Below are 26,668 nucleotides of genomic sequence, written 5' to 3' on the forward strand. Positions count from 1 at the left end.
GCAGGTCCTTCATTTCACAGCGCCCTGCGTCAGGCCGCCGATGAACTGGCGCTGGAGGATAAGAAAAGTCGCCAGAATCGGCAGGATCGACAGGGCGAGTCCCGCCATCATAATCCCGTAGTCGGCCCTCAGAGCGACGGCGAAGCTCATCACGCCGATGGTGACGGTCTTGACGCTGTCGCTTTCCACGAAGGTGAGCGCGAAGATGAATTCGTTCCAGACACCCATTGCAGCGATCAGGCCAGCCGAGGCGAGGATCGGCCTACAGAGCGGCATGTAGATGTCGCGCCAGACCAGCCCCTCGCTCGCCCCCTCTACCAGCGCGGCCTCCCGTAAGTCGGGAGGAATGCCGACCATATAGGACCGGATCAAGAAAGTCGTGAACGGCAGATGGAAGGCAACGTTGGGCAGGATCAGGGCGAAGTAGGTGTTGTAGAGATCCGTCGCTGCCAGAACCTTGAACAATGGGAATAGGCTGACCTCGGGCGGCAGGATCATCCCGCCAAGTATCGACATGTAGATCGCGGCCTTCGCTGGAAAGCTCATCACCACCAGCGCATAAGCCGCCATCGAGGAAAGCGTCAGCACGGTTGTCACAGTCGCAACGGTGACGATGACCGAGTTTAGAAGATAACGCGAGATGCCGTAACCCCAGGCGGTGGTGAAGTTTTCCCAGCGCCACGTCTCTGGCAGCGCCCACGAGGCCGAGAAAAGCTCATTGGTGGACTTAAAGGCGTTCAAGAACAGCCAGATCATCGGATAGACGCAGATGACCGATAGTGTCAGGAACACGGCCCAGAGGATGACCCGATTAATGACCTCTCCGGCCTGCCGATGCACGGTAGAAATGGGGCGCTCAGCGTTCAACGCGCTATCGGCCATCTCATCGATCCTTCTGCAGCTTGATCTGCACCACGCCGATTGTCAGGGCAATGAAGAAAATCACCGTGGCGATGGCAGAGGAGTAGCCGATTACGTCGTCGCGGAAGGCTGCGCGATACATCAGCGTGCCCAGTACTTCGGAGGAATGGTTTGGTCCGCCGGCAGTCATCACCCAGACGATATCGAAGACCTTGAGCGAGCCGAGGATGGTAATGATCGTGACGATCAGGATGGTTTCCCGCGCCCCCGGAACGGTGAGGTTCCAGAAGATCCGCGGGCCCGAAGCACCCTCCAACTCCATTGCCTCGTAAAGGTCGCGCGGGATCGCGCGGATCGCGACCATGAAGAGTGCCATGATGTATCCGGTCCACTGCCATTGGCTGACCATGATTATCGTAAAGAGTGCTGTGGCAGGATCGCCCAACCAGGCACGCGACCAGTCTCCCAGCCCCAACTCCCAAAGAGCTTGGTCGACCAGGCCCATTGCTGGGGCGAGCAGGAGCTGCCAGATTAGCCCAACCACGACGACGGGTAGGATCGACGGCAGGAAAAGTGCGCTGCGGAAGGTGTTGGCCGCGAACCTGGGAAAGATCCGCGCCTCAAGCACGGCCGCAAGCGTAAGCGCCACACCCACTTGGAAGAACACCGAGATCAGCGCGTAGAGCGCATTGTTCACTAGGCCTTGCAGGAAGATGGGGTCGGCCATGAGGCGCGCGTAATTGGCAAGGCCTACGAACGTTTTGCTGGTCGACATCGCCGAAAAGGAGAACAGGCTGTAGCGCACGTTGGCCAGCGCGGGCCCATAGACGAAGATGACCAGAAAGGCGAGCGTCGGGGCAACCCAGAGCCAGCCCTGTAGGCTGGCGCGGTGCGTGCGGTTAGCGGAGGGACGCGTCATCGTGCTGCCTTTTGTATAAAAGGGGACGCGGGCGAGAACCAGAAGGTCGGCCACCGCCCTTGCCATGGTGCCTTAGCGGCCGCCCTGAACATCGAGCGCAGTCGTGCGCACTCTTTCCATCACTGCCTCGGGCGTATCATCGCCCGACAGCAGGCCCTGTCCGGCGGCGAGGATCACGTTGGCCGACTGGGTGTCCATATCGGTGTCCAGCCACAACGCCATACCGTCCGCCTCTTCGAGCCGCTGGAGCCCGGCAATGACCTCTTCGCTTGCTGTCTCGCTTGTGACTGAGCCGATCACCGCAGAAGTCATGCCAGTGGTGCGGACATATTCGGCCGCCATTTCCGGTGAGGTCAGGAAGTTGAGGAAGTCGAGCGCCTCTTCGGCCACCTCAGTATCGGCCGAAAGCAGGAAGCCTTCCGGCGCGCCGGTCAATAGGGTCTGGCTGCCCTCAGCTCCGTCAACCGGCGGGATCGCGAAGAAACCCCAGCCGCTTTCTTCCAGGTCAGATCCCGGGATCATGTAGAACTCCACTAGTTCGAGATACATCATCGCCGCCCGACCGGAGAGAAATGAGCCTCGCGCTGCAGCGTGGGGCAGGGCATTGGCTCCGCGGTTAAAAAAGCCGGCATCACCGAGGTCCAGATAGACTTGGAGCGCCTCGACATAACCCGGATGGGTGTAGAGATCGTCCGGGTCCGCGAGGAGCTGGTAATCAGCGATGCGGACATCGTTCGGCACATACTTCGCGAAGAGATCGCCGATATAATGCGTTGCGGCCCAGGGCGCCTGATTGCCGTAGGCGATGGGTGTCACGCCTTCTTCCGCGAGTGTCTGAAGGAGTGTGAGGAACTCTGCGAAGGTCGCAGGCTCCTCAAGGCCGTATTCGTCGAAAATCTCGGTCGAGTAGACCATGTATTTGGCATTGACGTTCGTTGGCACGCCAAATTGCCGCCCCTCGAAGCTCAGGGGATCGAGTGCGGCCTCCGAAAACCGCCCCTCCCATTCTGCACCCGCAAGTGCATCTGTCAGGTCATAGGTGCGTCCTTCGCGGGCAAACTTTCGCCCGAACTCACCCGACCAAGAAAAGTAGATGTCTGGCACTTGGTCTGACGCCATGAGCACACGGATCTTGTCCTTGTAAGGGTCATCGGCCACTGCCTCCATGACGATGTCGATGTCGGGATTCTGCTCTTCATAGGCTTCGACTGCCGCCTCAAAAAAGGCCATGCTCTCCGGCTCAGGATATTTGTGCAGGAAGCTGATCGTCGTCTGATCCTGGGCGAACGCGCTGGATGCGATAAGGCCAAGCGCTGTAGCTGCGAGAAGTCTGGTCATTCTGAACACTCCCTTGTTGGTCATTCACGCCTGACAGTATACCAGTCAGACCGAAACGTTGTTATTGGTATATAAAAATCAGACCAATGCTTTACTGGCAACAGTTTTATTCGCCAGCTCGTCAATTTACAAAGGTTTCTGCACTGCAGCGCTGTCGCTGCCATTGCGAAGGTCGTCCAATCTTGGTATATTATGAATATTAGAACCCGCGCGCCGTAGTCGCATTCAGCACGGTATCCGGCGATTGGTGAGAAGAGGGATTATACCAAGTATGCCAAAAGAACTATCCGAATTGCAAAGCTCGACTCCGTCGCGAGGCGTGATCGAGCGGCGGGCTGAAGCGCTGATCCGGCGCCTTCTGCCCGAAATTGGCATGTCACCAGGCGATAAAATCCCCTCCGAACGCGACTTGGCGGAGCGATTCGGCATCTCGCGCATGACCGTCCGGAAGGCGATCGACCATATGGTTGATCTAGGCCAACTCGAGCGGCGCGGGACGGCCGGCACGTTCATCCCCGAAGTCGCAGTCGTACGTCCCCTGTCAAAACGTATTTCAACCGCGATCTCCGAGGTAGTGGGTCAGCGCGGCAAACTGCCGGGATCGAAACTGCTGTTCTTTGAACAGGCCAGCGCAGATGCCCATGTCGCCCGGCGTCTTCGGCTGGAAAATGGTGACGGGGTGATCGTCATCAAGCGCCTTCGACTGTCGGACAGCGTGCCTTTCTGCGTCGAGATCTCATATCTGCCACTGGAGAGCGTGCCCGGTCTAGTCGCCGCCGACTTGATGGACGCCCCCTCCCTCTATGCGCTACTGCGGGACAGATACGGCATGACCTTCGCCAAGTCAGACTTCCAAGTCACGGTGGGCGCCGCACCCGAGGCCGAAGCGACCTTACTGGGCATCGCGGTCGATGCCCCGACCTTGTTGATGCGCTCTTTGGTCTACGACGTAACGGACCGGCCGGTCGAGTATCTGATTTCATGGAACCACCCCGACCGGGTGGCTTTCGAATCCTACCGATACGACGGCAATCCGATTACCAGCGTCTATACTGATTGGACCCGTCCGACAAAGGGGGAGGCCGCGGGGCCGCCCTCCGGCGTCGCCGATCGCCAATGACAGGGTCGGCGGCGTCGTGCGTAACTCTTGCACAAGGCCGATTAGACACCCACAGTTAGAATTATGCCACACGCCACGTTGCCCTCAAGTTGCCACGCGGAAATCTTCGAGAAGCAAGCTGCGGCGCGGTGGCTGAGCCCATTACGGAATGCCTTGTCCAGATCAGTCTTGCCGTAGATTAGCGCGAGTGGGCTCTCGGCTCAGGCAAAGAATGCCTCGGTCTTCTTGGCGCTGTGTCTCGGATACGCAGCAAGGCGCAAGGGTCTTTTACACTTGAATGAGGCCGCTCGGTCGCGACTAGGGTCTGGACTCATTGACTTTCACAGCCAGTAGATGACGAGTGCAGCGAGGGCGATGGCTGACAAAAAGACCTTCGGGCACCTGTCGTATCGTGTTGCCACGCGGCGCCAGTCCTTGAGCCTGCCGAACATTATCTCGATCCGGTTGCGGCGTTTGTAGCGGCGCTTGTCGTATTTCACGTTGGTCTTGCGCTGTTTGCGACCTGGGATGCAGGCGCGTATTCCTTTATCTTTCAACCCTTCTCGGAACCAGTCAGCGTCATAACCGCGATCCCCGAGCAACCAGCCGACTTTGGGCAGGCTGCTCAGGAGAGCCCGTGCGCCGATATAGTCGCTGACCTGCCCGGCAGTGACGAACAGGTTCAGTGGCCGCCCTTGGCTGTCGCAGTTGGCGTGCAGCTTGGTATTCATCCCGCCCTTGGTGCGCCCAATCAGACGTCCGCGCCCCCCTTTTTCACGCCCATGCTGGTCGCAGTTCGGTGTGCCTTGAGATATGTTGCGTCGATCATCACGGTTTTCTCTTCGCCGTGTCTGGCTGCGAGGCCGACCATCATCTGCGCAAAGACCCTACTGCTCGCGGATCGTGCACTGGAACCTCCCGCGGAACCCTGTCGATATCGAGCAGCGTGAAGGACGGGTCCATCGTTACAAAGACCATGCTGTTCGGCGCAATGTCGTCGCTGCTTTTTCGGCCACTCCTCTCGCTGCGCAGAGCAGGCAATCACCATGGGTCTCCATGTTTGAGGCAGCGCAAGCTGATGAGGTTTCAAAGGGCCACTCGGGAGACATCATTCTGTTCTGGATCTACCAAGGTAATCACAAAATTGAGCGGGTCGTCCTCATTCCGCCCTTCAGCCGCGAGAAGGAACCCTACAAGGATCTCATCACATCTCTGGCCACTTACCGTCTGGCCTTTGGCCAACCGCGCCAAGATGAATTGATTAGCCTCTTTTCGGGTATGGACGACGACTTTATCCAAGAATTATCGGAGCTTCAGATATCGCTTAGGCCAAACTGACGCGCCCCGCCGAAAGGTCACATCGGCACCTTTAGCGAGAGCCAAGCAACCCTGTTCCTTCATGGCTGACGCCTACCTCAGAGCATTCAGCTCGTTGGTCGCCACATCCGGTACCGCCCCTGCCCAGTCACCTCGCGGATCAGGCCGTGCGTTTCCATCCAGGCGAGGTTGCGCTGAACGGCGGCGCGGCTGGTGCCAGTCATGGTCTCCGCCATCGGAGCGGACACGAGCGGCCATTCCGTCAGCACAGTGCGTAAGGCCGGGGGCGTGCTGCCAGAGAGCGGGGTCATCATGGTTTTCGCCCTTGTTGACCATGCCTCGATATCGTCGAGTTGCCGCATTGCGGTCAGACATCCGGTCTCCATCCCGTCAAGCCAGCGCGCTAGACGGTCAGCCGGTGGGCCACTGGCACGCAGGCCCCCTGCCCCGCCCATGGCCAGAGGCGCAAAGACTGCGCCTCTCCCCTCGCTTGCCGCGATCCGTGCGGCCGTAACCGCCGCTTCTATCTGGTCGCCGTACTGCCCAAGGCCTGCAAGTCTCCAGAGGTGATAACCCATGCAGGCGCGGGTTATCGGGTGAAGATCGGCGACTTGTGCCAGCAAGTCGAGCCAACCGCCCGCGCGGTCCGCAAAGGGCTCGGCTTCATCTGCCATATTCTCGGGATCGCGGCGGTCGAGAAAGGCGGCCAGGTCCACCTCTGGGCCTGGCCCCCCTGTCAGACGACGTACCGCCCAACCTACACGTGCAAGGACTGCGGTGTCGTCGTGCGCGCCGGACAGGCGCATGGAGATCCAGAGCGCCAGCCGATCCGGGCCAATGCGATCACCCACGAACCAGCTGAGGTCGGCAGCCTCTATCAGGGCAAGCCTGTGCCGCCATCCTTCCGGGCCGCGCTTTAGCCGGTCGTCCAGCGCACCGACGCGACCGGCCACACGGGCAAGACGCGCGGCATGACCCGCCTCCGCTTTGCTCCAATCGTCGAGGACCTCGGCTTCACGCGGTTCGGCCCGAGGTCCGGGCGGCAGATAATCCGGTTCCTCTTCCATCGGGCCGGGCAGAAACCACAGGTCGTCCTCGGACGTCTGTTCCACCTCCTCAGCGTCGAGGAAGAGAGCATCCGATTCATCATGGAAGGCAGGCGCTTGAGGCTTCATATGCGCAAAATAGTGGATTTCTGCACTTTACCCAAGGGTTTTGTCGGATTGCGCCCAAGCTCCTTATATAGCACGCGCAGGCGATGGTCAGCGAGGGTTGTCTGATCGCGCTCATTGTATGGGAAACCAAGGGCATTCCGGTAAGCAACATCAGAGAACCCGCCCTTGCATTCGTTCACAAACGGTCGTTTAGTAGCGATACATTAAACTGCAAACGGCCCGTTTTCATGCCCCTGATAGGCTACGCCCGTGTTTCCACAGAGGATCAGACCCCCCTGCCCCAGTCTGAGGCCCTGCAAACTGCGGGTTGCGTCGAGATCTTTGAAGAGCACGCCTCGGGCGGCAATCGCGCGCGACCGGTGCTGGCAAGCGTGCTCGAACGCGTCCAGAGCGGCGATACGCTGGTCGTTGTGCGGATCGACCGGCTTGCGCGGTCTCTGTCGCACTTGCTGGAGGTGATCGAACGTCTGGAGGCCAAGGGCGCCTTCTTCCGCTCCCTGCAGGACCCCATCGACACCGCATCCCCGCAGGGCAAATTCACGCTGCAAGTTCTGGGCGCCGCCGCCGAATTCGAACGCGCCCTGATCCGAGAGCGCACCAAGGCTGGGCTTGCCTCGGCACGCGCCAAAGGGCGCGTTGGCGGCAATCCGGGACTTCGCGCCAAAGACCCCGCCGCGCTGCGCAAGGTGCGGCTGGCGCGGCAGGACGGCTATATGGAGCGTCTGAACGAGACCGCGCAGGATTGGGTGCCCCATGTGCGCCGCCTGCGCCCCGATATGGCCTGGGAAGATGTTTTGCGAATTATAAATGGCCCCCTGCCCCACGACCGGCGCTGGTCTCAAAGCCGCCTGCTGCGCGCCGTGAAAGCCTATGTCCGCGACGGGTTTCTGCCCGATGAAGTGCTTGGCCGCGCCGGACGCCGCGACACCGACGATCGCCTGCCCGCTATCGTGGCGGGCATCAAGGGCGCGGACCCGGACATCACGCTTCAGGCGATCTGTGATCGGCTGGAGTCAATGCGTGAGCGCACACCACGTGGTCGGACAAGTTGGCAACCGTCTTCTGTTAAAATGCTGCTCGAACGAGCGGAACGACTTGGCTTGCTGATCAGGCAAATGGATTGACGACGCGCAGCCGATCTTCGACCAGCAATCCGTCGTGCATGTCCTCCGTCCACAACGTCGTGCATCCAGCTAACAGCGCGGCTGACACGATCATCGCGTCATAGACCGATAGCTGGTATGTCTCTGCCAAGGCTCGACCCACCTGATGGGTTTGAAACGTCAGGTCCTCGACCGGGCACAGGGACTGGATACCTTCGAGAAACGCGCCGGTATCCTCCCAGCTGAGCCCAGCTTTCCTCCGGCAATTGACCATCGCTTCGTTCAGGACCTGCACACTGATCCGCGGCCCCTGCCCCAGGATTTCTTCCGCCCGATCCGCCTTTGGGCCGTCGTCAAGAAGGTAAAGGACTACATTTGTATCCGCGAATTCAGCGCTCATGCGCAGCGTCGCGGCTCAGGCGTGCGTCCTTGGATAGCTTTCCGCGAAACCGTCTTAGCCCTTGCAGGACTTCATCGGCGCGAAGTTGGCGCTTGACCAGAATGGTTCCATCGTCCTTCACCAGGTCGATCTGATCGCCTTCCTTTAGGCCGAGTTCCCGCACAAGATCCGCGGGTAGCCGGACTGCAAGGGAGTTTCCCCATTTGGCAACTTGCATCTCGTACTCTCAGGCGTGGATAAACATCCGAGTATGTATATCTAAAAACATCGAAAGACAAGCTTTGGGTCGTTCAAAGAACTCCCCTCATCTTCATTAGGGCAACGCAGGTTCTGCCCGTTAATTACTGTCCTATGGTGCATCAAATTTCGTCCATGAGTGGGCTTCCGCTACTTGGCATGATCTCCGATTGAATGGCAGTCATTCGTGGACGACGACCTTCGCCCTCGATGTGGCCGGGTCGCATGAATCACATGTCTCTAAAGTCGTCGGTTCCTAATCAGTTGTCTTTGACTCCCCTCCCCTCCCCTGCCCCGCGGCGCTTCGTGTCCTGCGTGGCTGATATTCAGTCAGCTGCCTGGCTGCTGCGCATCGAGACGCAACCAATGAACGATTAGGGCGACGACAGAGGGTGGAAAGATCGGAGTTACTACGGTCGTCGGTTGCACTTCGACGTTTATCTCTAGGAACAATGCGAGGTTTGAAAGTCGTGTGGGTGGAAAGGAAAATGTACAATGCTCGTTGTCACCACGTTTACAGGTGTAAACTCGGTCTAGATTGCGTTCGTCGATATAGTTCCAAAGCGCATGTTTAGACACTAAATAGAGGAAAAATCTTGACTTAGGAGCGTGAATCGCTGCTTTTATCCTCAAGTGGCGTGAAAAAGGCCACATTTTGGAAATTGAGGCAACCAGATGATTCCTGTGACACCATTGGCAAATGAGCGCCCATCGGCACTTGCGACCGAGATATCCGAGCGGCTCAACGCCGCCATCAGGGAGCACCTGCTCTCTGCTTTTGCCCCAGACAATTCGAAAACGCTACGTTCTTTTTCGGCCCCAGAGACTGCTGAACTCTTGGGTGTGTCTGGGCAATTCATGCGAAAGGTCCACGCCGAAGGGACACTTCCGGAGCCCGAAGATATCCGGGGTGGCAGACGCTACTACACAGCCCAAGAGATTTGGGATGCCCGCGAAATCCTGGAAAAAACCTCTCGGAAGAAGGGGCGGTATATGCCTCGCCGCTCTGGCGAGGAAAAGCTGCAGATTTTGCAGCTGATGAATTTTAAAGGCGGGTCAAGCAAAAGCACAACGAGCGTCCACCTCGCTCACTACTTTGCTCTTCGGGGCTATCGGGTCTTGGCGTTGGACCTGGATCCGCAGGGGTCGCTCACATCAATGTGTGGGATTAGCCCCGAGATCGAGTTTGATGGACTGACCGTTTATGATGCGATCCGCTACGATGATCCGGTCAGCATGGCAGACGTTGTCGTTCAGACATATTTTCCCGGGCTCTCGATTGCGCCTTCACGCTTGATGTTGTCTGAATTTGAGACGGAGTCGGCCGTTCATTCGAACCCGGACCAGCCATTCTTTACACGCATCCGAAACGCCTTGGCCCAGGTCGAGGATGATTTTGATATTGTTCTCATGGATAGCCCGCCACAACTGGGTTTCTTGACCATTGCAGGGATGGCTGCCGCCAGCTCCCTGATCGTTCCTCTAACTCCATCGATGTTAGATGTTTCTTCAACAGCTCAATTTCTCGAACTGGCTGGAGCTTACATGGGTGTGATCGAAGATGCTGGCGCATCTCTGCAGTATGATTTCTTTAAGTTTCTCATCACACGAGACGAACCAACGGACGTACCTTCTCAGCAGTTGACCTCTTTCATGCGGGCTCTGTTTCAAGACCGGGTCATGTCGGCAACTGCTTTGAAGAGCACAGCAATCAGTGATGCCACCATGCTCAAGCAGTCGATCTATGAGGTGGTGCGTTCGGAGATGACACGCGCCACATATGATCGGGCCAAGGGCTCGATGGATGCGGTTGGGCTCGAAGTGGAAACGATGATCCATCAATCGTGGGGGCGTAAGTAATGGCCAGGAAATCTCTTCGCGAAATGTCGGGAATTGCCAACACAATCGCCCGTTCCGGCGGAGCACAGCCAGAGAGACCGCCAAAGGCCAGCGCTCCGGCTTTGGGGGCTCTTCAAGGCTCTTTGGCGTCTATTCGTGAGATTGATCCCAATCTGATCGACGATTGGGGCCCAGTAGACCGGCTTGAGGAGTTTACAGCTGTAAACGTCGAAGACGATGACGAGAGCTTCGAACGACTTAAGAGCAGCATTCGCGAAGGCGGGCAGCAAGTGCCAATACTCGTTCGGCGGTCAAAAGTCGCAGAAGGGCGCTTTGAAGCAATCTACGGGAGGCGCCGTCTAAAGGCCTGCCGCGAACTCGGCATAAAGGTCCGTGCAAACGTCCAAGACATTGATGATGCGACGGCCTTGCTGGCGAAAGGATTGGAAAATGCTGCGCGCCGCAACCTGTCTTTCTACGAAAAAGCAAGGTTCGCCGAGGCCATCCAAAATGCCGGCCACGATGGAGCAACTGTTCGGCAGGTCCTAAACCTGTCGGCGTCAGGTCAGTCACACCTTACGAAGGTGACGCAAAATGTCCCAGTCAAGATCGGTGACCTCATTGGCGCGGCACCAAAGTCCGGGCGTCCGAGGTGGACCGAGTTGGCCGAGCTCTTTCTCTCTCGGAAGCTCACTGAACGTACGGCTCTCGATATCCTGGCTAAGATCAGGGCAACATCGAATTCAGATGAGCGCCTTGAATCGCTCATTAAGGAAGCGACTAAGCGCGGCGCGAAGAACTCGCGCGAAACTCGGGAGATCACGCCCATAGAGGGCGTTACGATCAAAACTGGTCGCGCAACACTGTCACTTTCGGTGAAGAAGTCTGGCGCAAACGCTGAGTTTGCAACCTGGCTTGAGAGCAATCTCGCGGAAATAATCAAGCAATCCTATGCCGAATTTACAGATGTAAATTCAGTGGATGACAACTGAGGACGAGCAGAAAGGAGGAACGGCAAACAAAGAAAACCCCCGAAACCGGAGCTTCGAGGGCTGCTGCGCAGAGCGCAGTTCTTAGATTAGACACCTAGAATCTAGCAGCCAACGAATCACCACACAAGAGAAAACGCTTCTGAGCGAACGGGATTTCTTTGTCGCTGACATAAAATGACAAAAATCAATGATGCTCCACATGGAGCGACTGAGACAGTCTTGCCTCAGAAGGCTGGAGGTATGTCCAATATCAACCAACCCTCGGGGTGGCGCAAAGCGACGGCCGGACTGGCGGTTGCTGAACAGCACGCACAAGCTGGTGAACGAGCAAACGTGCCCAAGGCACAGGCCTTTGTCGCCGTGAAACGCGTTGGTGCGCATATTGGCCTCAAGGCTGGCGACATGCTGGTTCTCGACACGCTTGGGGCCTTCACACAGGCCCAGGACTGGGAAGAGGGACAGCGTCCGATCGTCTGGGCCTCCAATTCTTATCTGATGGAGCAAACAGGCTTCTCGCTCTCGGCGCTCAAGCGCCACGCGCGGCGTCTGGCCGAGATCGGTGTGATTGCCTTCAAGGACAGCCCTAATGGCAAGCGGTGGGGCCACAGGGACGCTGACGGCCGTATCATCGAGGCCTACGGCTTTGATTTGTCGCCGCTATCGGCCCGCGCCGAAGAGTTTGAGCAGCTGCATGCTGAACTGCAGGCTGAACGTGAACTCTGCCAGCGCCTGAAGCGCCAGATCACAGTTGCGCGCCGAATGATCCGTGCGAGGATCGAAGCGGCCCTCAGCGGTGCTCTGAGAGGCCCTTGGACACAGCTCTCAAGCCTCTTTGAGGATCTTCTGGACCGCCTGCCACGCCGGAACACGGCCTCTGAGACGCTTGCGCGGCTTCTGGCATGGTTCAGGGAGCTTCAGGAGCGTGTCGAAGTGACCTATCTCAAGGCATTTCGAGTGGATGACGTTGTGGAAAACACCGCCGAATCCACCGAACAAGTCAGTGAAAAGACTCAAGAAATGGACCCCAGGGAGGTCATTTCTGAACCTCATATACTAACTACAAAGCAACTTAATCCTGTAACCTGTAATCGCTCAGAAACTGAGCAAACGGCGGCCGTGGTGCCAAATACGCCACCGGAAGAGAAGGTGGATAGGGAGCTGGAAGACTGGGTGGTTGAAACACGTAAGAAACGTGGTGCCGCGCTCGATTTGCCAACCGTGATGCAGGCCTGTCCTGAATTCGCGTCCTGGGCACGCAATATGGGCGGGTATTTGAAGGATTGGGGAGATCTTCATCGCGTTGTCGGGCAGCTCAGGCCGATGATTGGTGTCTCAGAGCACGCTTGGAACCTCGCACAGGACCGTCTCGGTCCCCAGATCGCGACAGCAGCGCTCGTTCTCACGTTTGACAAGCATTGTGCCGGCGAAGTGGCGTCTCCGGGTGGATATCTGCGGGGTATGGTCGAGAAGGCCGGGGCAGGGGAGCTGCATCTGGAGCGCAGTTTCTATGGCCGGTTGAGCGGACAGGCGGCGTAATGGGAAGTGAAGCAGTTGTCCTGCGTTTGACCTTCCAGATCGGGTATGCGGAGATTGTCGCCCTTATTCTCCGCGCCTTCTGCGGTGTTTGTCGTTGTCTTGCGGAGATTGTGCCGTATAATCTCCGCAAGGAATGCGTAAAATATGACTTACATTCACGAACACCCTGATTGGCCCCAGTTTACCTGGGATAAGGCCAAACTGTCGTCACAACTTGCTGCGGTCCGTCACCGCCAAGGCAAACTCTTGGGGCGCATGGAGGGTCTTGGCTTCGATCTTCGCAACGAGGCGATACTTAGAACACTAACCAATGATGTCGTCAAAAGCAGTGAGATCGAGGGGGAGACGCTCGACAAGGATCAGGTTCGCTCATCTATCGCAAAGCGGTTGGGTCTGGAAATTGGCGGACTGATCCCGTCTGATCGCCATGTTGATGGTGTCGTCGAGATGATGCTGGACGCGACCCAAGCGTATGACCAGCCATTGGATGCGGAGCGTCTGTTTGGCTGGCATGCGGCTCTCTTTCCGACCGGGCGAAGCGGAATGACCCGGATCAGGGTGGGAAATTGGCGTGACGGTCCCATGGAGGTTGTATCCGGACCCTATGGCCGCGAACGCGTGCATTTTGAGGGGCCAGATGCCGTGCGGCTGGATGCTGAGATGGCGCGGTTCTTGACCTGGTTCAATCAGTCCCCTGATACGGATCCCGTCATTCATGCCGCCATCGCCCATCTGTGGTTTGTCACCATACACCCGTTCGATGATGGCAATGGGCGCATTGCGCGCGCGATCGCAGACATGGCCTTGGCGCGATCGGAAGGCAGCGCGCAGCGGTTCTACAGTATGTCGACGCAAATTCGGCAGGAGCGGAACGCTTATTATGATATGCTTGAGACGACACAAAAAGAGGGGCTTGATGTCACGGCGTGGCTTGTTTGGTTTCTGGCTTGCCTGGACCGCGCATTCGATGGCGCAGAGATCATACTTGAGGCCGTGTTCCAGAAGGCGCGGTTCTGGGAGAAATATGGAACGGCGAACATGAATGACCGCCAGCGGGACATGCTCAATCTCCTGCTGGATGGGTTCGACGGAAAGCTCACGACGTCGAAGTACGCGAAGATCGAAAAATGCTCACAAGACACGGCCTATCGCGACATCCTTGATCTGATCGACTTGGGCGCCTTGGAGAAAGATGAGGCTGGTGGGCGTAGTACCAGTTATTCCCTGACGGAGATGTAAAGAGGCTTGACACTTCCGGTGCTCAAGACACGGCCAGCATTGATTTTTCTGGCAACCACCAGAGACAACTGCCGATTTGTGCTTTTCTCTAAATCGTTGATGTAGATTGAGAAGTTAGACGATGCGGGCAAGGCTCTGGCAATCTCGGGATACAATGAAGGCTTGCTGCGTTAAATCACAGCGGTTCTGATTTATTCTCCTGAGAACCTTCTATTTGAGGTTAGTCTGTTCCCAGACAAAAGAGACGAACGATGAAGAGAAGCGAATACAGCGATGAAAGCATCATTGCGGCCTATGCGTCTGGCGACGTGGCAGCGGGCAACGCCTTGTTCGAAGCCGCGGGCGGAGAGCATTTCGTCTTTCACTTCGGCTACGACGCGCTCGGGCAGGTTCTGTCGGCTATGCCACAGGACCATTGGCGCCATCATGAGCCGACCCTGTGCGCCCTTGCGTTGTATTTGTCCAAACACGGCAATGCCGCGCGGGCGCAGGCGCACCTGAATGATCACGACCTGTCATTCAAGAAAACTTTCCGATTCTACGTGTTCGAGCTGCTGGTCGCAATTCATCTTGGGGACCCCATTAAGACGGAAGATATCGAGCGCTGGACCTTGCTGGAACGCAGGCTGCCAATTTCACAGCCGCTGACCCAAGGGCTTTATTGCAATGCGATGTTGTCGATCCTAGTGCGGGCAGGGCGGTTGCAGGACGCGCGATCGTTCGGGATGCGGGCGATTTCAGCCTATCAGGCGGCGAACCATTGTTATCTGGAACACTTCATTCACCTTCATTTGGCCGATCTGTCGATCATGGAGGGGCATTTGCGGCGGGGGCGGCGGCACCGAAAGACGGCCCAGGCCTGTCTTGATGCCTGGGGCGAAACATATGCGAACGAGTTGGAAATTGCCGAAATCGTGGACCTGACGCTCGATTACGAGACCGGCAAGTTCGCCCATATACCGGCGCAATCGGCACGGCTTCGCCGTTCGCTCGTCAAGGGAGACAGCTGGGCCGAAATCTTCAACCAACTGGGGCGGATCACAGTGATGTCGGTGTTCTTCACAGCAGGGCGGGCGGCGGCGCTGAGCGAGCTGGAGATGTATCAAGCGGATTATGCGCAGCGCCACGGGCGACTGTCGGATGCGCTGGCCTTGCTGGAGATCGAGATTGACCGGTTGGATCATCTGCTGGGCGGTGCGCAACAGAGGGTGGCACAACTTGATACGGAAAACCTGTCCGGTCCGATCGGCACCGTTCTGCTGGGTGCGGTGCACGCAACTTTTGAGGAAGCGGGCGAACAGATCGGCGAGGTCTCCGGGCCGCGGGCGCAATTGAACGCCATTCTGCGACAAGCCTGTGGAAAGGATGCACAGACGCGGCGACGGCTGGTCGAACAGGCGTTCTGGCTGGCAGTTCAGGAGGGCCATGCCGCCCCGTTCCTGGAGAACCGCGATGTGTTGTCAGGGCTGGGTCCGCGCCTGTCCAGTGCGCGATTTGCGCGCGGGCATGTGCAACTTGCACGGATGGTTCGCGCCACTCTGCGGACTGTGAAGGAATGCTACTGGTTGCCGTCTACAATGAAGGTTCTTGGCATAAACCAACGTCAGCTACAGGTGATCACCGCGCTACAATCGGGCGCAACCAACAAGGAAATCGGGCGCCTATTGGGGTTGAGCGAGGCGGCGGTCAAGTATCACCTTGCAAATCTGTACCGCGCAACGGGAACCAACAGGAGAGGTCAGTTACTTGAAAAAATTGGGAAATTAACAGTTTAACCAAAATACTATCCTTTTTAGGTCGAAACTAACCTAATTTTGAATCCGCGGCCCCGCAGTTGTGCCGCTAGGCTTTCCGCAGGGGGAACTTGGCACATGGTGCTTTATCTGCTTCGTCGGGCTGCATCCTTACTTTTGGTCCTGTTCGGTCTGGCGATCCTGATTTTTGTGATTGCCCGCGTTGTGCCGGGCGACCCGGCGCGTATCGCGCTGGGGCCGATGGCGACACCCGAACAGGTTTTGGAGTTGCGCACGGAGATGGGGCTGGATCAGCCCTTTCTTGTGCAACTTGGCACCTACCTGTCCGGTCTGGCACAGGGCGATCTGGGAAAGTCCCTGCTGACGTCGCGCCCGGTGATGGACGACATTCTGGCGGCACTGCCTGCTACGTTCGAACTGGTGTTGTTCACGATCATCCTGCAAATCGTCATCTCGATCCCGCTGGGCATTCTTGCGGCGGTCTATCGCAATACGTGGATCGACAACGTCACACGAGTGATTTCGTTGATCGGCGTTGTGACGCCCGGCTTTGTTCTGGCGATCCTGTTGCAACTGGTCGCGGCCTTCTACCTTGGCTTTTTCCCGATCACGGGGCGGTTGGACCCTTCCATCGCATTTGATGCGGACATCACGGGGCTTTTGTTGGTCGATGGCACCCTGAAAGGGCGCTGGGATGTGGTGGCCGATGCAATCCGGCACCTGATCCTGCCCTCCATCGCGCTGGCCATGGCGGGCATCGGGCAGGTCGTGCGCATCACGCGCTCTGCCATGATCGAGGTTGCAAGCCGAGACTTTATCGAAGCCTCCCGCGCCTATGGCATTCCCGAACGCGTGGTGCGATTCCGCTATATGCTGCGGGTAGCCTCTGTTGCGCCACTGACGATCCTTGGGCTGGAGTTCGCATCGCTGATCGGCAACGCCTTTATCGTCGAATTCGTGTTCTCATGGCCAGGCATCGCCAGCTACGGCGTGCGCACGATCCTGCAAAAAGACCTGAATGCAGTGATCGGCGTGGTGCTGGTGTCCGGCGTGTTCTTCGTGATCGCCAATCTGGTGATTGACATCGTTCTTGGCCTTCTGGATCCACGTCACAGGCTGCGCGAAGGAGGAAGAAAATGAGTGCGCCCGAGATGATTGATGCCAAGGCACAGCGCAGTCTGACATCGCGTCAGATGGCGATGTATCGCTTTACCCGCAACCCTGCGGCCTTGATCGGCGCACTTATTGTCGTCTCTGTGGTGATTGCCGCCATTTTCGCGCCATGGCTGGCGCCGTCGCCCGAAAGTGCGGGGTCGTTCGTGGACTTTCGCAATCGCCATATGGCCCCCTCGTGGGATAACGTAATGGGCACCGACAACGTGGGCCGCGACATCTTCAGCCGGGTGTTGTTCGGCTATCGCGTGTCGCTGGGGCTGGTCGTGGGGGTTTTGGGCGTCGCTGTCCCTTTGGGTGTCGTTTTGGGGCTGGTCGCGGGCTACTTCGGCGGCTGGACAGAGACCATCGTGATGCGCTTTACCGACATAATGCTGGCCCTGCCGCCGCTGGCCATGGCGCTGGCGATCACCGCCGTTCTGTCGCCCAATCTGGTCAACGCGATGATCGCCATCACCCTACTGTGGTGGACGTGGCACACCCGTCTGATCTATCGCATCGTTAAGGCACAGATGAACGAGGATTACGTCGAGGCGGCAAAGCTGGCAGGGGCGTCGCATTTCCACATCATGTTCCGCGAACTTCTGCCCAACTGCATCTCTGCGATTGCGGTCAAGATCTCGCTGGATGCGGGGTTCGTGATCCTGTTTGGCGCGTCTCTTTCGTTTCTGGGGTTGGGTATCCAACCGCCGACACCGGATCTGGGCACGATGGTTGCCACGGGTGCGGAATACATGCCCGAAATGTGGTGGCAGGCCGTCATGCCGGGGCTGGCGATCCTCTATGCGATCCTTGGGTTCAATCTTCTGGGCGATGGCCTGCGGGACATGCTGGATGTGGAATTATGAGCGAACCATTACTGGATATCCGCAACCTGACCATCGGCTTTCGCGCCTACGGCCAATACCGCCGTGTGCTGCACGACGTGTCGCTTTCCGTGGGGCAGGGCGAACGCGTGTCCCTGATCGGGCAATCGGGATCGGGCAAGACCGTGACCATGCGCACGATCATCGGCACCTTGCCGATGCCCCCTGGCGAAGTTGAATCCGGATCAATCCAGTATGATCGAAGCTCATTGCTGGACCTGAACAAGATCGAGCGCAACAAGCTGAAGGGCACGGGCATCTCCATCGTGTTGCAAGACCCGATGCTGTCGTTCAATCCGGTGCTAACCATTGGGCGGCAAATGGACGACATCGTGCGTTATGGCGATGCACGGCTTGGCCAATCGCGCAGTCGGGACGCACGACGCAGGCACATCATCGACACCTTGGACAAAGTGCAATTGTCCGATGGAGATCGCATACTCGACAGCTACCCCATGATGTTGTCGGGCGGGATGCGCCAGCGTGTGCTGATCGGCATGGCCTTGCTGAACAAGCCGCGTTTGCTGATCGCGGATGAACCGGGGACCGCGTTGGACGTTACCACGCAAGACGAGATTCTGGCGTTGCTGAACCGCCTAGTCGCCCAGGAGGGGTTGTCGCTGCTGCTGATCACCCACAACCTTGGCGTGGTGCGTGAAATGGCGGACCGCATCTATGTGATGGACAAGGGCCGCATCGTCGAACACGGCACCCGCGAGGCGATCTTCAACGCTCCGCAGGACGATTACACCAAACGTCTGATGGCCGCCGTGCCGCCGCTTTATGGGCCTGATGTGGTGACAATCACCAACGACAAGACAGCCCCGAAACCGGCAATCGCGATCGAGGCCGTCAGCAAGGATTTCACATCTCGCAGCGGCATTTTCAACCAGCACAAGACCGAGCACCGCGCCGTCGATAGCGTTTCGATCAATGTCGCACAGGGCGATATTTTCGGGCTGGCGGGCGAAAGCGGGTCGGGGAAAACTACGCTGGCCAAGATGACGCTGGGGTTGATCGACCCGACCGAGGGGCGCATCGAAATCGACGGTCAGGATGTCGGGCAAACGCGGGGCACAGCTGATTTTCGCAAGCTGATCCAGATCGTCTATCAGAACCCCGGCTCATCATTGAACCCGCGCCGCACCATCACTGATCAGATCGCAGTGCCGCTGAAATTCACCGGCCACGAAAGCACGCGGATCAAGACTCGCGTGTGCGAACTGCTTGAGATGGTCGACCTGCCGGCGGATATGGCGAACATGTATCCTCATGAATTGTCGGGCGGGCAGAAACAGCGGGTCGCGATTGCGCGGGCGCTCTCGGTGAACCCGCGGATTTTGGTGCTGGACGAACCCACGTCGGCGCTGGATGTGCTCGTGCAATCCACGGTGATCGATCTGCTGCACCGGCTGCGGGCCGAATTTGACCTGACCTATCTGTTCATCAGCCACGACCTGTCGCTGATGCGGAACTTCTGTAACCGCGTGGGCGTCATGCTGCGCGGGCAGATCGTCGAAGAAGGGCCGGTGGCGGATGTGTTCGGCACACCGCAGCATGCCTATACACGGGCCCTGCTGAGCGCGATTCCGGTTACGACCGACGCGGCTGAAGCCCTGAAACCCAAAGTCAGCAAAGAAGAACGCGGCGCGGTTTTGAATCGCTCAACCGCAATTGGAGGATAGTGAATGATACGAATTGGCGTGGACGTTGGTGGCACCAACACCGATGCGGTGGTGATGGATGGGGACAAGATCCTTGCGGGCGTGAAATCTCCGACCACCGAAGACGTGATGGGTGGTGTGGCCAACAGCATCACCAAGGTTCTTGAGGAGTCCGGCGTGAAGGGTGAAAAAGTTGGCGCCGTGATGATCGGTACCACCCATTTCGTCAATGCCGTCGTTGAGCGTCGCCATATGGAACCCACTGCCGCCGTGCGCCTGTGTCTTCCTGCCGCGCAGTGTTTGCCGCCGATGGTGGACTGGCCCGATGACATCCGCGAAGTCGTGGGCGGTCATTATTGGATGGCCAAGGGCGGGCACGAATTTGATGGGCGCGAGATCAGCGCCTTGGACATGGATGAACTGGACCGGATTGCCGAAGAAATCGCCAAGGCCGGGCTTGAATCGATTGCGATTTCGTCGGTGTTTTCGCCGGTCAATGACGTGATGGAGCGCACCGCGATGGAGCGTCTGCAGAAACGGCTGCCCGATGCCAATTTCACCCTGTCTTCCGAAATTGGCCGTTTGGGGATCCTCGAGCGTGAAAACGCCGCGATCATGAATGCGTCGCTACGCGCGCTCTCGCGCCGAACGGTCGATGCCTTTGGCCGCGCGTTGGAGCAAGTGGGGCTGACCTGCCCCTATTATATCACTCAGAACGACGGCACTCTGATGAACCGCGACTTCGTTCAGGCCTATCCGGTGCTGACATTTGCCAGCGGGCCGACGAACTCCATGCGCGGGGCGTCATTCCTGTCGGGCGAGGCCGATGCCATTGTTGTCGATATCGGCGGCACGACCACGGATGTGGGCGCGTTGGTCAAGGGGTTCCCCCGTCAGGCCAGCACCACGGTAGACGTGGGCGGTGTGCGCACCAATTTCCGTATGCCCGATGTCTATTCCATCGCCCTTGGCGGCGGCACGATTGTGGCCGGAGAAGGCCAGAAGATGACCGTCGGGCCCCGCTCTGTCGGGTATCGCATTCTGCAGGACGCCATGGTCTTTGGCGGTGACACATTGACGGCAACGGATGTTGTCGTGGCGTTGGGCCTGTCCGGTTTGGGCGATGCAAGCAAGGTTGCCAGTCTCGATAAGGCGCGGCTGGAACATGCCGATGCGATGATTGATGAGATGGTGCTGAACGCCGTGGAACGCATGCGGGTGTCGCCCGATCCGATCCCCATTCTGGCGGTCGGAGGCGGTTCGATCCTGATGCCTGATCAGATTGGCGATCTCCCGGTCATCCGGCCCGATCATTTTGCCGTCGCCAACGCCGTGGGCGCGGCAATCGGCCAGATATCGGGGGAAGTCGATCGTATCTTCTCGCTTGAATCGATTTCACGGGCCGACGCGCTTGAACAGGCTCGCGAGGAGGCAACCGCAAAGGCGGTCTCTGCGGGGGCGCATCCAGACACCATCGAACTGCTGGATCAGGAAGATGTGCCGCTGGCCTATCTGCCTGGTCAGGCTACCCGCATTCGCCTGAAGGTCGTGGGGTCCATGGATGTCTGATACACTTAGAGAAGTCACGCTTGAGGATCTGGATGCTATTGAAATCGGCGCGGCGATCCTTGGCACTGGGGGCGGGGGCAACCCCTATATCGGCAAGCTGCGCTGCCGCGAAGAGTTGCGCAAGGGGCGCAAGATTCCGGTCATTCCGCTGAATGAACTGCCCGATGATGCGCTGGTTGTGTCCTTGGGCGGGATCGGAGCGCCGGTTGTCGGCGTCGAAAAGATCGAGGAAGGCGAGGAATGCCTGCGTGCCCTTCGGGCCGTCGAACAGGAAGTCGGCAAAAAGGTCGACGCGCTCATCTCGGCGGAAATCGGTGGCGCGAATTCCATGGAACCGATGTTGACGGCCGCACAGGCCGGATTGCCCGTGGTGGATGGCGATGGCATGGGCCGCGCGTTCCCTGAAATGCAGATGATCACATGGTCGATCTATGGCCAGCGATCGACGCCTGCGGCGATGGCCGACGAAAAGGGCAATATCGTGGTGTTTCGCGAAACACCGAATGACAAATGGGTCGAAGATCTTGCCCGTGCCAGCGTCGTCGTCATGGGTGCCGCTGCTGGTCTGGCGCAGGCGCCGATGCGCGGTGAGTTCGTGAAACGCGCCGCCATTCCTGGGACGGTGACGCAGGCCTACAATCTGGGCCGCGCCGTGCTGGATGCCAACCGCGACCACCGCGATCCTGTGCAGGCGGTCATCGATCATGAGGGCGGGCGGCTGTTGATGACGGCCAAGATTGTCGATCTTGAGCGGCACCTGAAGGGCGGCTTTGCTGTCGGGCATCTGTCACTGGAAGGCTACGGTGCCTTTGCCGGGGACAGTGGCAAGATCAATTTGCAAAACGAGTTCCTGATCTTCGCGCGTAACGAGGTTGTCGAGGTTTGTGTTCCGGACCTGATTGTCGTTCTGGACGCGGATACGGGCCACCCGATCACCACCGAGATGCTGCGCTATGGCCAACGGATCGCGGTGCTGGGTCTGCCCTGTCACGCCCTGTTGCGCACACCAGAAGCCCTGGCCGTCGTTGGCCCGGCTGCTTTCGGATATCCGGAAGTTGAATTTGTGCCGATGGCCGCAAAGGGGGACGCCAAATGACACCGATCAAGACGATTGCCCGTGAAGACATGGAGAATATCGCCCTTGGTGGGGCCTTCCTTGGCACGGGGGGCGGGGGCGACCCCTATATCGGCAAACTGATCGCCGAACAGGCGATTGACGCCAATGGCCCCGTTGCCGTGATCGACGTGGAAGATCTGGCAGATGATGCGTTGGTTGTGCCCGTGGCAATGATGGGCGCTCCCACGGTGATGCTAGAAAAGCTGCCGCGCGGCGACGAGGCCTACTCGGCTCTGCGCGCGCTGGAAGCTGTGATGGGCCGCAAGGCCGACGCGATCTTTTGCATCGAGGCGGGCGGGCTGAACTCGACGATCCCGATTGCCGTTGCCGCGACGGCTGGCCTGCCGATTGTAGACGGCGATGGCATGGGCCGCGCCTTTCCCGAATTACAGATGGTGTCGATGACCATGGCGGGGGTCTCTGCCTGCCCGATGACCATGGCCGACGAGAAAGGCAATGCGGTGACGATGAACACGGTCGACAACCTATCGACCGAGAAATTCGCTCGCTCCATCACCGTTGAAATGGGCGGTGCGGGCTTGATTGCGCTTTATCCGATGACGGGGGCACAGGCAAAAGAGGCCGTGTTGCGCGGTTCGATGAGCCTGATCCATTCCATCGGGCGCATCATCCACGAGGAACAGGCCGCCAACCGCAACTGCTCCGACCGCCTTGCGGCGGATTTGAATGGTATGCGCCTGTTTGAGGGGCGTGTTATGGATGTGGACCGCAAGACAACGGGCGGGTTTGCCCGTGGCAAAGCGGTGATCGAGGGGCTCGAAGGCTATGCAGGCCAAACCATGCACCTGCATTTCCAGAACGAATTTTTGGTGGCGGAAACTGACGACGGCACACTGCTGGCCAGCACGCCCGATCTGATCTGCCTGCTGGATCTTGAGACCGGACTGCCGATCACGACCGAAACAATGGGTTACGGATTTCGGGTGATCGTGTTCGGAATGCCCTGCGATCCTGCGTGGCGCAGCGAGCATGGCCTGCAACTCGTGGGGCCCCGCTACTTCGGATACGAGCACGACTACGTTCCAATAGAAGACCTGTAAGGGTCCGCGAAACCAACCAACAAGGAGAAAGACAATGACACATCTACGTTCCCTTCTGCTGGCCGCAGCGGCAACCGGTGCGCTTCTCGCCGCCGCCCCGGCCGCGGCAGACAATATCGTGACAGTCAACACGGTGCAGATTTTCGGCACGATCGATCCGGCCAAGATCAACGACTATACGGAATACATGGCCGCCGTGAACATGTACGAGGCCCTGACCACCCTTGACGGAGACGGCAATATCCAACCGCTTCTCGCCGAAAGCTGGGAGGTTTCGGATGACACGCTGACATGGACCTTTACCCTCAAGGAAGGCGCGACATTCCAGGATGGAAGCCCCGTCGAGGCCAAGGATGTCGTCTGGTCGATCGAGCGGCTGCTGGCGATCAACGAAGGCCCATCCTATCTGTTCAGCCCGATCATGTCGCAAGGCTCCGTCACCGCGCCTGACGCACGCACGGTGCAGATTGTCCTGAACGAGGTCTACACACCCTTCCTGACGACGACCCCGATCCTGTTCATCGTGAACTCTGATCTGGCGATGGAGAACGCGACCGATGATGACCCATGGGCACAGGATTATCTGGCCAATACCAGCGTCGGCGCGGGAGCGTTTATGCTCGACAGCTGGAACCGCGGTGCGTCGATGACGCTCAAGGCATATGACGGCTATCACCTTGGCTGGGACGATCAGGGGATCGACGAAGTGCGTTTCGTCGTCACCAACGAGGAAGCAACCGTCAAGGCGCTGGCACAGGCCGGCGAACTGTCGATGTCCTCGGATGCGCAAGCGCAGGAGACCTATGCCGCCATTGGCGCGTTGGAGGACTACACCATCCTCGAATATCCGACAGCGACGAATTTCTATTTCAAGCTGAATAACCAGCGCCCGCCAACCGATGATGCCAACATCCGCCGCGCCCTAGCACTCGCGACGGACTACGAGACAATCCGCGAATTCCTGCTGCCCGGCGAACCACTTGCCGGTCCGATGCCGCCGGTCTTCGCGGATGCTTTCCCCGATGACGTGCTGCCGCCGGAATTCGACCTGGAAGCGGCGCGCGCACTGGTCGAACAATCGGCATATGCAGGGCAGGGGCCGATCGACGTCGAAATGATGTATGTTGCGGGCCTTGCCTTCGAAGAAGAAATCGCGCTGCTGCAAAAGTCGATCCTCGATTCCATCGGCTTCAACACAATCCTTCGGCCCGAGCCGTGGAACCGGATGACCGAACTGGCCGCGAACGTGGATACGACCCCGGGTATGACGCAGGTGTTCTATGGGGCGACCTATCCGTCGCCTGACAGCTACTTCTTTAACCAGTCCCATTCGGATGCCGCGGGAACGTGGCAGTCGATGGATTGGGTGATGAACGATGAAGTGGATGCCATGATTGACGAAGCCCGCTCGACCGCGGACGTGGATCGCCAGAACGAAATCTATCGTGACTTGCAGCGCATGCTGGTCGACCAACAGGCCTCGGTTTACGTGCTGACCCAACGGTCCCAGCAGGCCATGCACCGCTGCCTTGACGGGTTTACCTGGGTTCCGATGCAAAGCTTCGAATTCAATTTCCATACTATGAAATGGATTTGCGACTGATCGCAGCGTAACCGTTTGAAATTGAAAAGGCGCCGGAGCAATCCGGCGTCTTTTTGCTGGACAGACGACGTTCCAATCGAGGACCCGCTGCCGACAGTGTTTGACTAGCGTTTCTTCAGGGCCGGCTCTTCGACGAGCGGGCCAAGCAAGACGAGACTTATACATTAATCGGATGAGTTCACTCGCGGGCTATTTTATCTCCAGGGGTTATGCGCTGGCGCCGAAGGGGCGGTCGATAAACGCGATCTTGCCAAGGATACCTGAGTTTGTAATGGATGTGGCTGGGTGTGATCGTTGGGATTGTCTCTAGCCTGCTGAGGGTCGCTTTGGCCGTTCGGAGGGAACGGAAGCTTTGGCGACACCCTAGCAGCCGCTTCAACGCCGCATGATTGCTTGCGATTCGATTGTTGCATCATTTTCGGTCGACGCTGATGTAGGTTTCACCGACATGCCAGTCGACCCTGGCGTGGCGCAGATGCTTCTCGGTGCGCTTGTTCAGTTCCGGGCCGAACTTCTGGACCCAACGATACAGCATAAAGCGATCAACCGTGATGTCCCGCTCTGCTAGACGATCGGGGATATCCTGATAGGAAAGCGGGTATCGCAGATACCACCGGATTGCATAGAGAATGATCTCATGCGGAAATAGTTGATGTTTGAGCAGTGATTGGCGCTGCATGCTCAACCTCAACAGCCAAAATCTGGCGGACAACAGAAGTTTATGCAACAGCCCCATCACTTCCGCGAAAGACGGTCTTCGTCATCCACGACACTAAAGACGCAACCTTCGCTGCTCCATCGCCACAACACGATATGGAAGTCCGATGACAACGCGCCCTTCGCAAAACTCTGGATCAGAAGCCCCGCGAACCGATCTGCTATGAGGGCGCTTGCTAAATTTTGTGTCGGCACAGGTTGGCCATCGAGCATCTTCATGCGCCATGCAGGGTCGGCAAGCATCGACATTGTCATACCATACCGGTCAAGTCCGCCCAGATCGCGGGTATCGAAAATAGGCCCAAGGTCGGCCTTGTAGGATATCAGGATCGTGGGTTGCAGGCTGCCGACCTGGTTGGCTTCCCGAAGCGCGGTCGCGGGGCTCAGCGCCGTGTAGAGGGCAGGGATGCCGTTGGCATTAAAGCGCCCTCCATAGAGTTCAGCGCCTCGTCCGGACATAGGCGCGCGGGCATAGACCGGGTTCAGGGCGCGATAGAGTGGCCCTGTGTAGCGTCCATCTTTCAGCGGCATCTCAGCGTCACGCCATTCAAAAATATAGTGTGTGACACCAATGTCCCGAGAACACGAAGTGTGACTGGGTATCGGTGTCTCATGTCTTGGCGGGGCGCGCTTTAGGCAAAGACGCCCGCATCGACCGCATCGATGTACTCCAGAACTTGCTGAGCTTTGCCTTCCTGAACCAGCTGCATGGCTGTCCGGCCATCAAAGCCGGGCAGGGGCTCTGACCGGTACCATGCATAGGCCATCAGTTCCGAGCCGAAGCGGGGCTCGACTTTGTTCAGCACCTCTACCAATTCGCGCAGGCGGCGCTGCGTCTTGTCCGAACCGATGCGGGTTCGCCTCTGCAACGCGTCTTTGCCCAAGCCGACGGTCAATGCGATCTCTTCTGCTGATGTGCGTAGCACCGCGGCGATCTTGCGCGGTTCGAATTGCCCAGCTTCAGCAAAGTTCGTGATGTGCATGATCTATGCTCCTACAGTGATACTGACGGTACATAGCGGCATTATCGCTGAAATTCAAGCTGTCAGGAGGTGCTGAGCCTTCGTTTCCCATGCTAATCCGTAACGC

The 26,668-nt window shown here is 58.3% G+C and carries 23 protein-coding genes and 2 pseudogenes; 15 read left to right on the top strand and 10 right to left on the bottom strand.

Annotation, left to right across the window (positions count from 1 at the left end; genetic code table 11):
• Window positions 1-9: 9 nt before the first annotated feature.
• Genes LOM8899_RS19945 through LOM8899_RS19955 form a run of 3 tightly spaced genes read right to left on the bottom strand, consistent with a single transcriptional unit; the run spans window position 10 to window position 3,142 of the window.
• A complete protein-coding gene (locus tag LOM8899_RS19945) occupies window positions 10-882 on the bottom strand; it encodes a carbohydrate ABC transporter permease (protein ID WP_093994013.1) in 873 nt (290 codons plus the stop codon).
• Window position 883: 1 nt separating this feature from the next.
• Window positions 884-1,834 (bottom strand): carbohydrate ABC transporter permease, encoded by a 951-nt coding sequence (locus tag LOM8899_RS19950; protein ID WP_168770610.1) that lies wholly within the window; start codon window positions 1,832-1,834, stop codon window positions 884-886.
• A gap of 18 nt (window positions 1,835-1,852) precedes the next feature.
• Window positions 1,853-3,142, bottom strand: a complete 1,290-nt coding sequence (locus tag LOM8899_RS19955) for an ABC transporter substrate-binding protein (RefSeq protein ID WP_093994015.1) — start codon at window positions 3,140-3,142, stop codon at window positions 1,853-1,855.
• A 247-nt stretch (window positions 3,143-3,389) separates the two neighbouring features.
• Here LOM8899_RS19955 and LOM8899_RS19960 point away from each other — a divergent pair, with 247 nt between their 5' ends.
• The gene (locus LOM8899_RS19960) at window positions 3,390-4,238 is read left to right on the top strand and encodes a GntR family transcriptional regulator (RefSeq protein ID WP_093994016.1); all 849 of its coding nucleotides are present in this window, start codon (window positions 3,390-3,392) and stop codon (window positions 4,236-4,238) included.
• 320 nt (window positions 4,239-4,558) lie between these two features.
• Here LOM8899_RS19960 and LOM8899_RS19965 read toward each other — a convergent pair.
• Window positions 4,559-5,103: pseudogene (locus LOM8899_RS19965) on the bottom strand (IS5 family transposase); the annotation flags it as partial.
• Between the two features lie 17 nt (window positions 5,104-5,120).
• Here LOM8899_RS19965 and LOM8899_RS23505 point away from each other — a divergent pair.
• Entirely contained in the window at window positions 5,121-5,555 is a 435-nt protein-coding gene (locus tag LOM8899_RS23505) for a hypothetical protein (protein ID WP_168770611.1), read from the top strand.
• Window positions 5,556-5,641: 86 nt separating this feature from the next.
• Here the strand turns inward: LOM8899_RS23505 and LOM8899_RS19975 are convergent, their stop codons facing one another.
• The gene (locus tag LOM8899_RS19975; protein WP_093994018.1) at window positions 5,642-6,709 is read right to left on the bottom strand and encodes a hypothetical protein; all 1,068 of its coding nucleotides are present in this window, start codon (window positions 6,707-6,709) and stop codon (window positions 5,642-5,644) included.
• Between the two features lie 227 nt (window positions 6,710-6,936).
• Between LOM8899_RS19975 and LOM8899_RS19980 the strand changes: the two genes are divergently transcribed.
• Complete coding sequence (locus LOM8899_RS19980; RefSeq protein ID WP_093994051.1) at window positions 6,937-7,833, top strand: recombinase family protein; 897 nt, start codon at window positions 6,937-6,939, stop codon at window positions 7,831-7,833.
• Here the strand turns inward: LOM8899_RS19980 and LOM8899_RS19985 are convergent.
• Window positions 7,817-8,212, bottom strand: a complete 396-nt coding sequence (locus tag LOM8899_RS19985) for a PIN domain-containing protein (protein WP_093994019.1) — start codon at window positions 8,210-8,212, stop codon at window positions 7,817-7,819. The genes LOM8899_RS19980 and LOM8899_RS19985 overlap by 17 nt on opposite strands.
• Window positions 8,202-8,429 (bottom strand): AbrB/MazE/SpoVT family DNA-binding domain-containing protein, encoded by a 228-nt coding sequence (locus LOM8899_RS19990; RefSeq protein ID WP_093994020.1) that lies wholly within the window; start codon window positions 8,427-8,429, stop codon window positions 8,202-8,204. Before LOM8899_RS19990 ends, LOM8899_RS19985 begins: the two co-directional genes overlap by 11 nt.
• A gap of 695 nt (window positions 8,430-9,124) precedes the next feature.
• Between LOM8899_RS19990 and repA the strand changes: the two genes are divergently transcribed.
• From repA to LOM8899_RS20050, 12 genes are all read left to right on the top strand, one after another.
• Window positions 9,125-10,309 carry a plasmid partitioning protein RepA gene (repA, locus tag LOM8899_RS19995; RefSeq protein ID WP_093994021.1) on the top strand — a complete coding sequence of 395 codons (1,185 nt, stop codon included), beginning with the start codon at window positions 9,125-9,127 and terminating at the stop codon, window positions 10,307-10,309.
• Window positions 10,309-11,280, top strand: coding sequence for a plasmid partitioning protein RepB (gene repB, locus LOM8899_RS20000; protein ID WP_093994022.1), 972 nt, complete (start codon window positions 10,309-10,311; stop codon window positions 11,278-11,280). Before repA ends, repB begins: the two co-directional genes overlap by 1 nt.
• A 240-nt stretch (window positions 11,281-11,520) precedes the next feature.
• On the top strand, window positions 11,521-12,816 hold the full coding sequence (gene repC, locus LOM8899_RS20005; RefSeq protein ID WP_093994023.1) for a plasmid replication protein RepC: 1,296 nt from the start codon (window positions 11,521-11,523) through the stop codon (window positions 12,814-12,816).
• Window positions 12,817-12,960: 144 nt separating this feature from the next.
• A complete protein-coding gene (locus tag LOM8899_RS20010) occupies window positions 12,961-14,055 on the top strand; it encodes a Fic family protein (RefSeq protein WP_093994024.1) in 1,095 nt (364 codons plus the stop codon).
• A gap of 542 nt (window positions 14,056-14,597) precedes the next feature.
• On the top strand, window positions 14,598-15,830 hold the full coding sequence (locus LOM8899_RS20015) for a helix-turn-helix transcriptional regulator (protein WP_168770612.1): 1,233 nt from the start codon (window positions 14,598-14,600) through the stop codon (window positions 15,828-15,830).
• A gap of 96 nt (window positions 15,831-15,926) precedes the next feature.
• Window positions 15,927-16,949 (top strand): ABC transporter permease, encoded by a 1,023-nt coding sequence (locus LOM8899_RS20020; RefSeq protein WP_093994026.1) that lies wholly within the window; start codon window positions 15,927-15,929, stop codon window positions 16,947-16,949.
• Window positions 16,946-17,830: an ABC transporter permease gene (locus LOM8899_RS20025; protein WP_093994027.1), complete on the top strand. Its 885-nt coding sequence runs from the start codon at window positions 16,946-16,948 to the stop codon at window positions 17,828-17,830. Before LOM8899_RS20020 ends, LOM8899_RS20025 begins: the two co-directional genes overlap by 4 nt.
• Complete coding sequence (gene nikE / locus LOM8899_RS20030; RefSeq protein ID WP_168770613.1) at window positions 17,827-19,533, top strand: nickel ABC transporter ATP-binding protein NikE; 1,707 nt, start codon at window positions 17,827-17,829, stop codon at window positions 19,531-19,533. The genes LOM8899_RS20025 and nikE overlap by 4 nt, the downstream gene beginning before the upstream one ends.
• Window positions 19,534-19,536: 3 nt before the next feature.
• Window positions 19,537-21,081: a hydantoinase/oxoprolinase family protein gene (locus LOM8899_RS20035; RefSeq protein ID WP_093994028.1), complete on the top strand. Its 1,545-nt coding sequence runs from the start codon at window positions 19,537-19,539 to the stop codon at window positions 21,079-21,081.
• On the top strand, window positions 21,074-22,177 hold the full coding sequence (locus LOM8899_RS20040) for an S-methyl thiohydantoin desulfurase family protein (protein ID WP_093994029.1): 1,104 nt from the start codon (window positions 21,074-21,076) through the stop codon (window positions 22,175-22,177). Before LOM8899_RS20035 ends, LOM8899_RS20040 begins: the two co-directional genes overlap by 8 nt.
• Window positions 22,174-23,259 carry an S-methyl thiohydantoin desulfurase family protein gene (locus LOM8899_RS20045; RefSeq protein ID WP_093994030.1) on the top strand — a complete coding sequence of 362 codons (1,086 nt, stop codon included), beginning with the start codon at window positions 22,174-22,176 and terminating at the stop codon, window positions 23,257-23,259. Before LOM8899_RS20040 ends, LOM8899_RS20045 begins: the two co-directional genes overlap by 4 nt.
• A gap of 34 nt (window positions 23,260-23,293) precedes the next feature.
• A complete protein-coding gene (locus LOM8899_RS20050) occupies window positions 23,294-24,862 on the top strand; it encodes an ABC transporter substrate-binding protein (RefSeq protein WP_093994031.1) in 1,569 nt (522 codons plus the stop codon).
• Window positions 24,863-25,069: 207 nt separating this feature from the next.
• Here the strand turns inward: LOM8899_RS20050 and LOM8899_RS24015 are convergent.
• The 3 genes and pseudogenes from LOM8899_RS24015 to LOM8899_RS20065 all read right to left on the bottom strand — a co-directional run bounded on the left by LOM8899_RS24015 (window position 25,070) and on the right by LOM8899_RS20065 (window position 26,562).
• Window positions 25,070-25,541 (bottom strand): annotated as a pseudogene (locus tag LOM8899_RS24015) (transposase domain-containing protein).
• Window positions 25,542-25,597: 56 nt separating this feature from the next.
• Entirely contained in the window at window positions 25,598-26,110 is a 513-nt protein-coding gene (locus tag LOM8899_RS20060) for an RES family NAD+ phosphorylase (protein ID WP_093994032.1), read from the bottom strand.
• Window positions 26,111-26,211: 101 nt separating this feature from the next.
• Window positions 26,212-26,562 (bottom strand): MbcA/ParS/Xre antitoxin family protein, encoded by a 351-nt coding sequence (locus LOM8899_RS20065; protein WP_005617048.1) that lies wholly within the window; start codon window positions 26,560-26,562, stop codon window positions 26,212-26,214.
• Window positions 26,563-26,668: the final 106 nt, after the last annotated feature.

This window comes from Flavimaricola marinus (genome assembly GCF_900184895.1).
Lineage (GTDB): Bacteria > Pseudomonadota > Alphaproteobacteria > Rhodobacterales > Rhodobacteraceae > Flavimaricola > Flavimaricola marinus.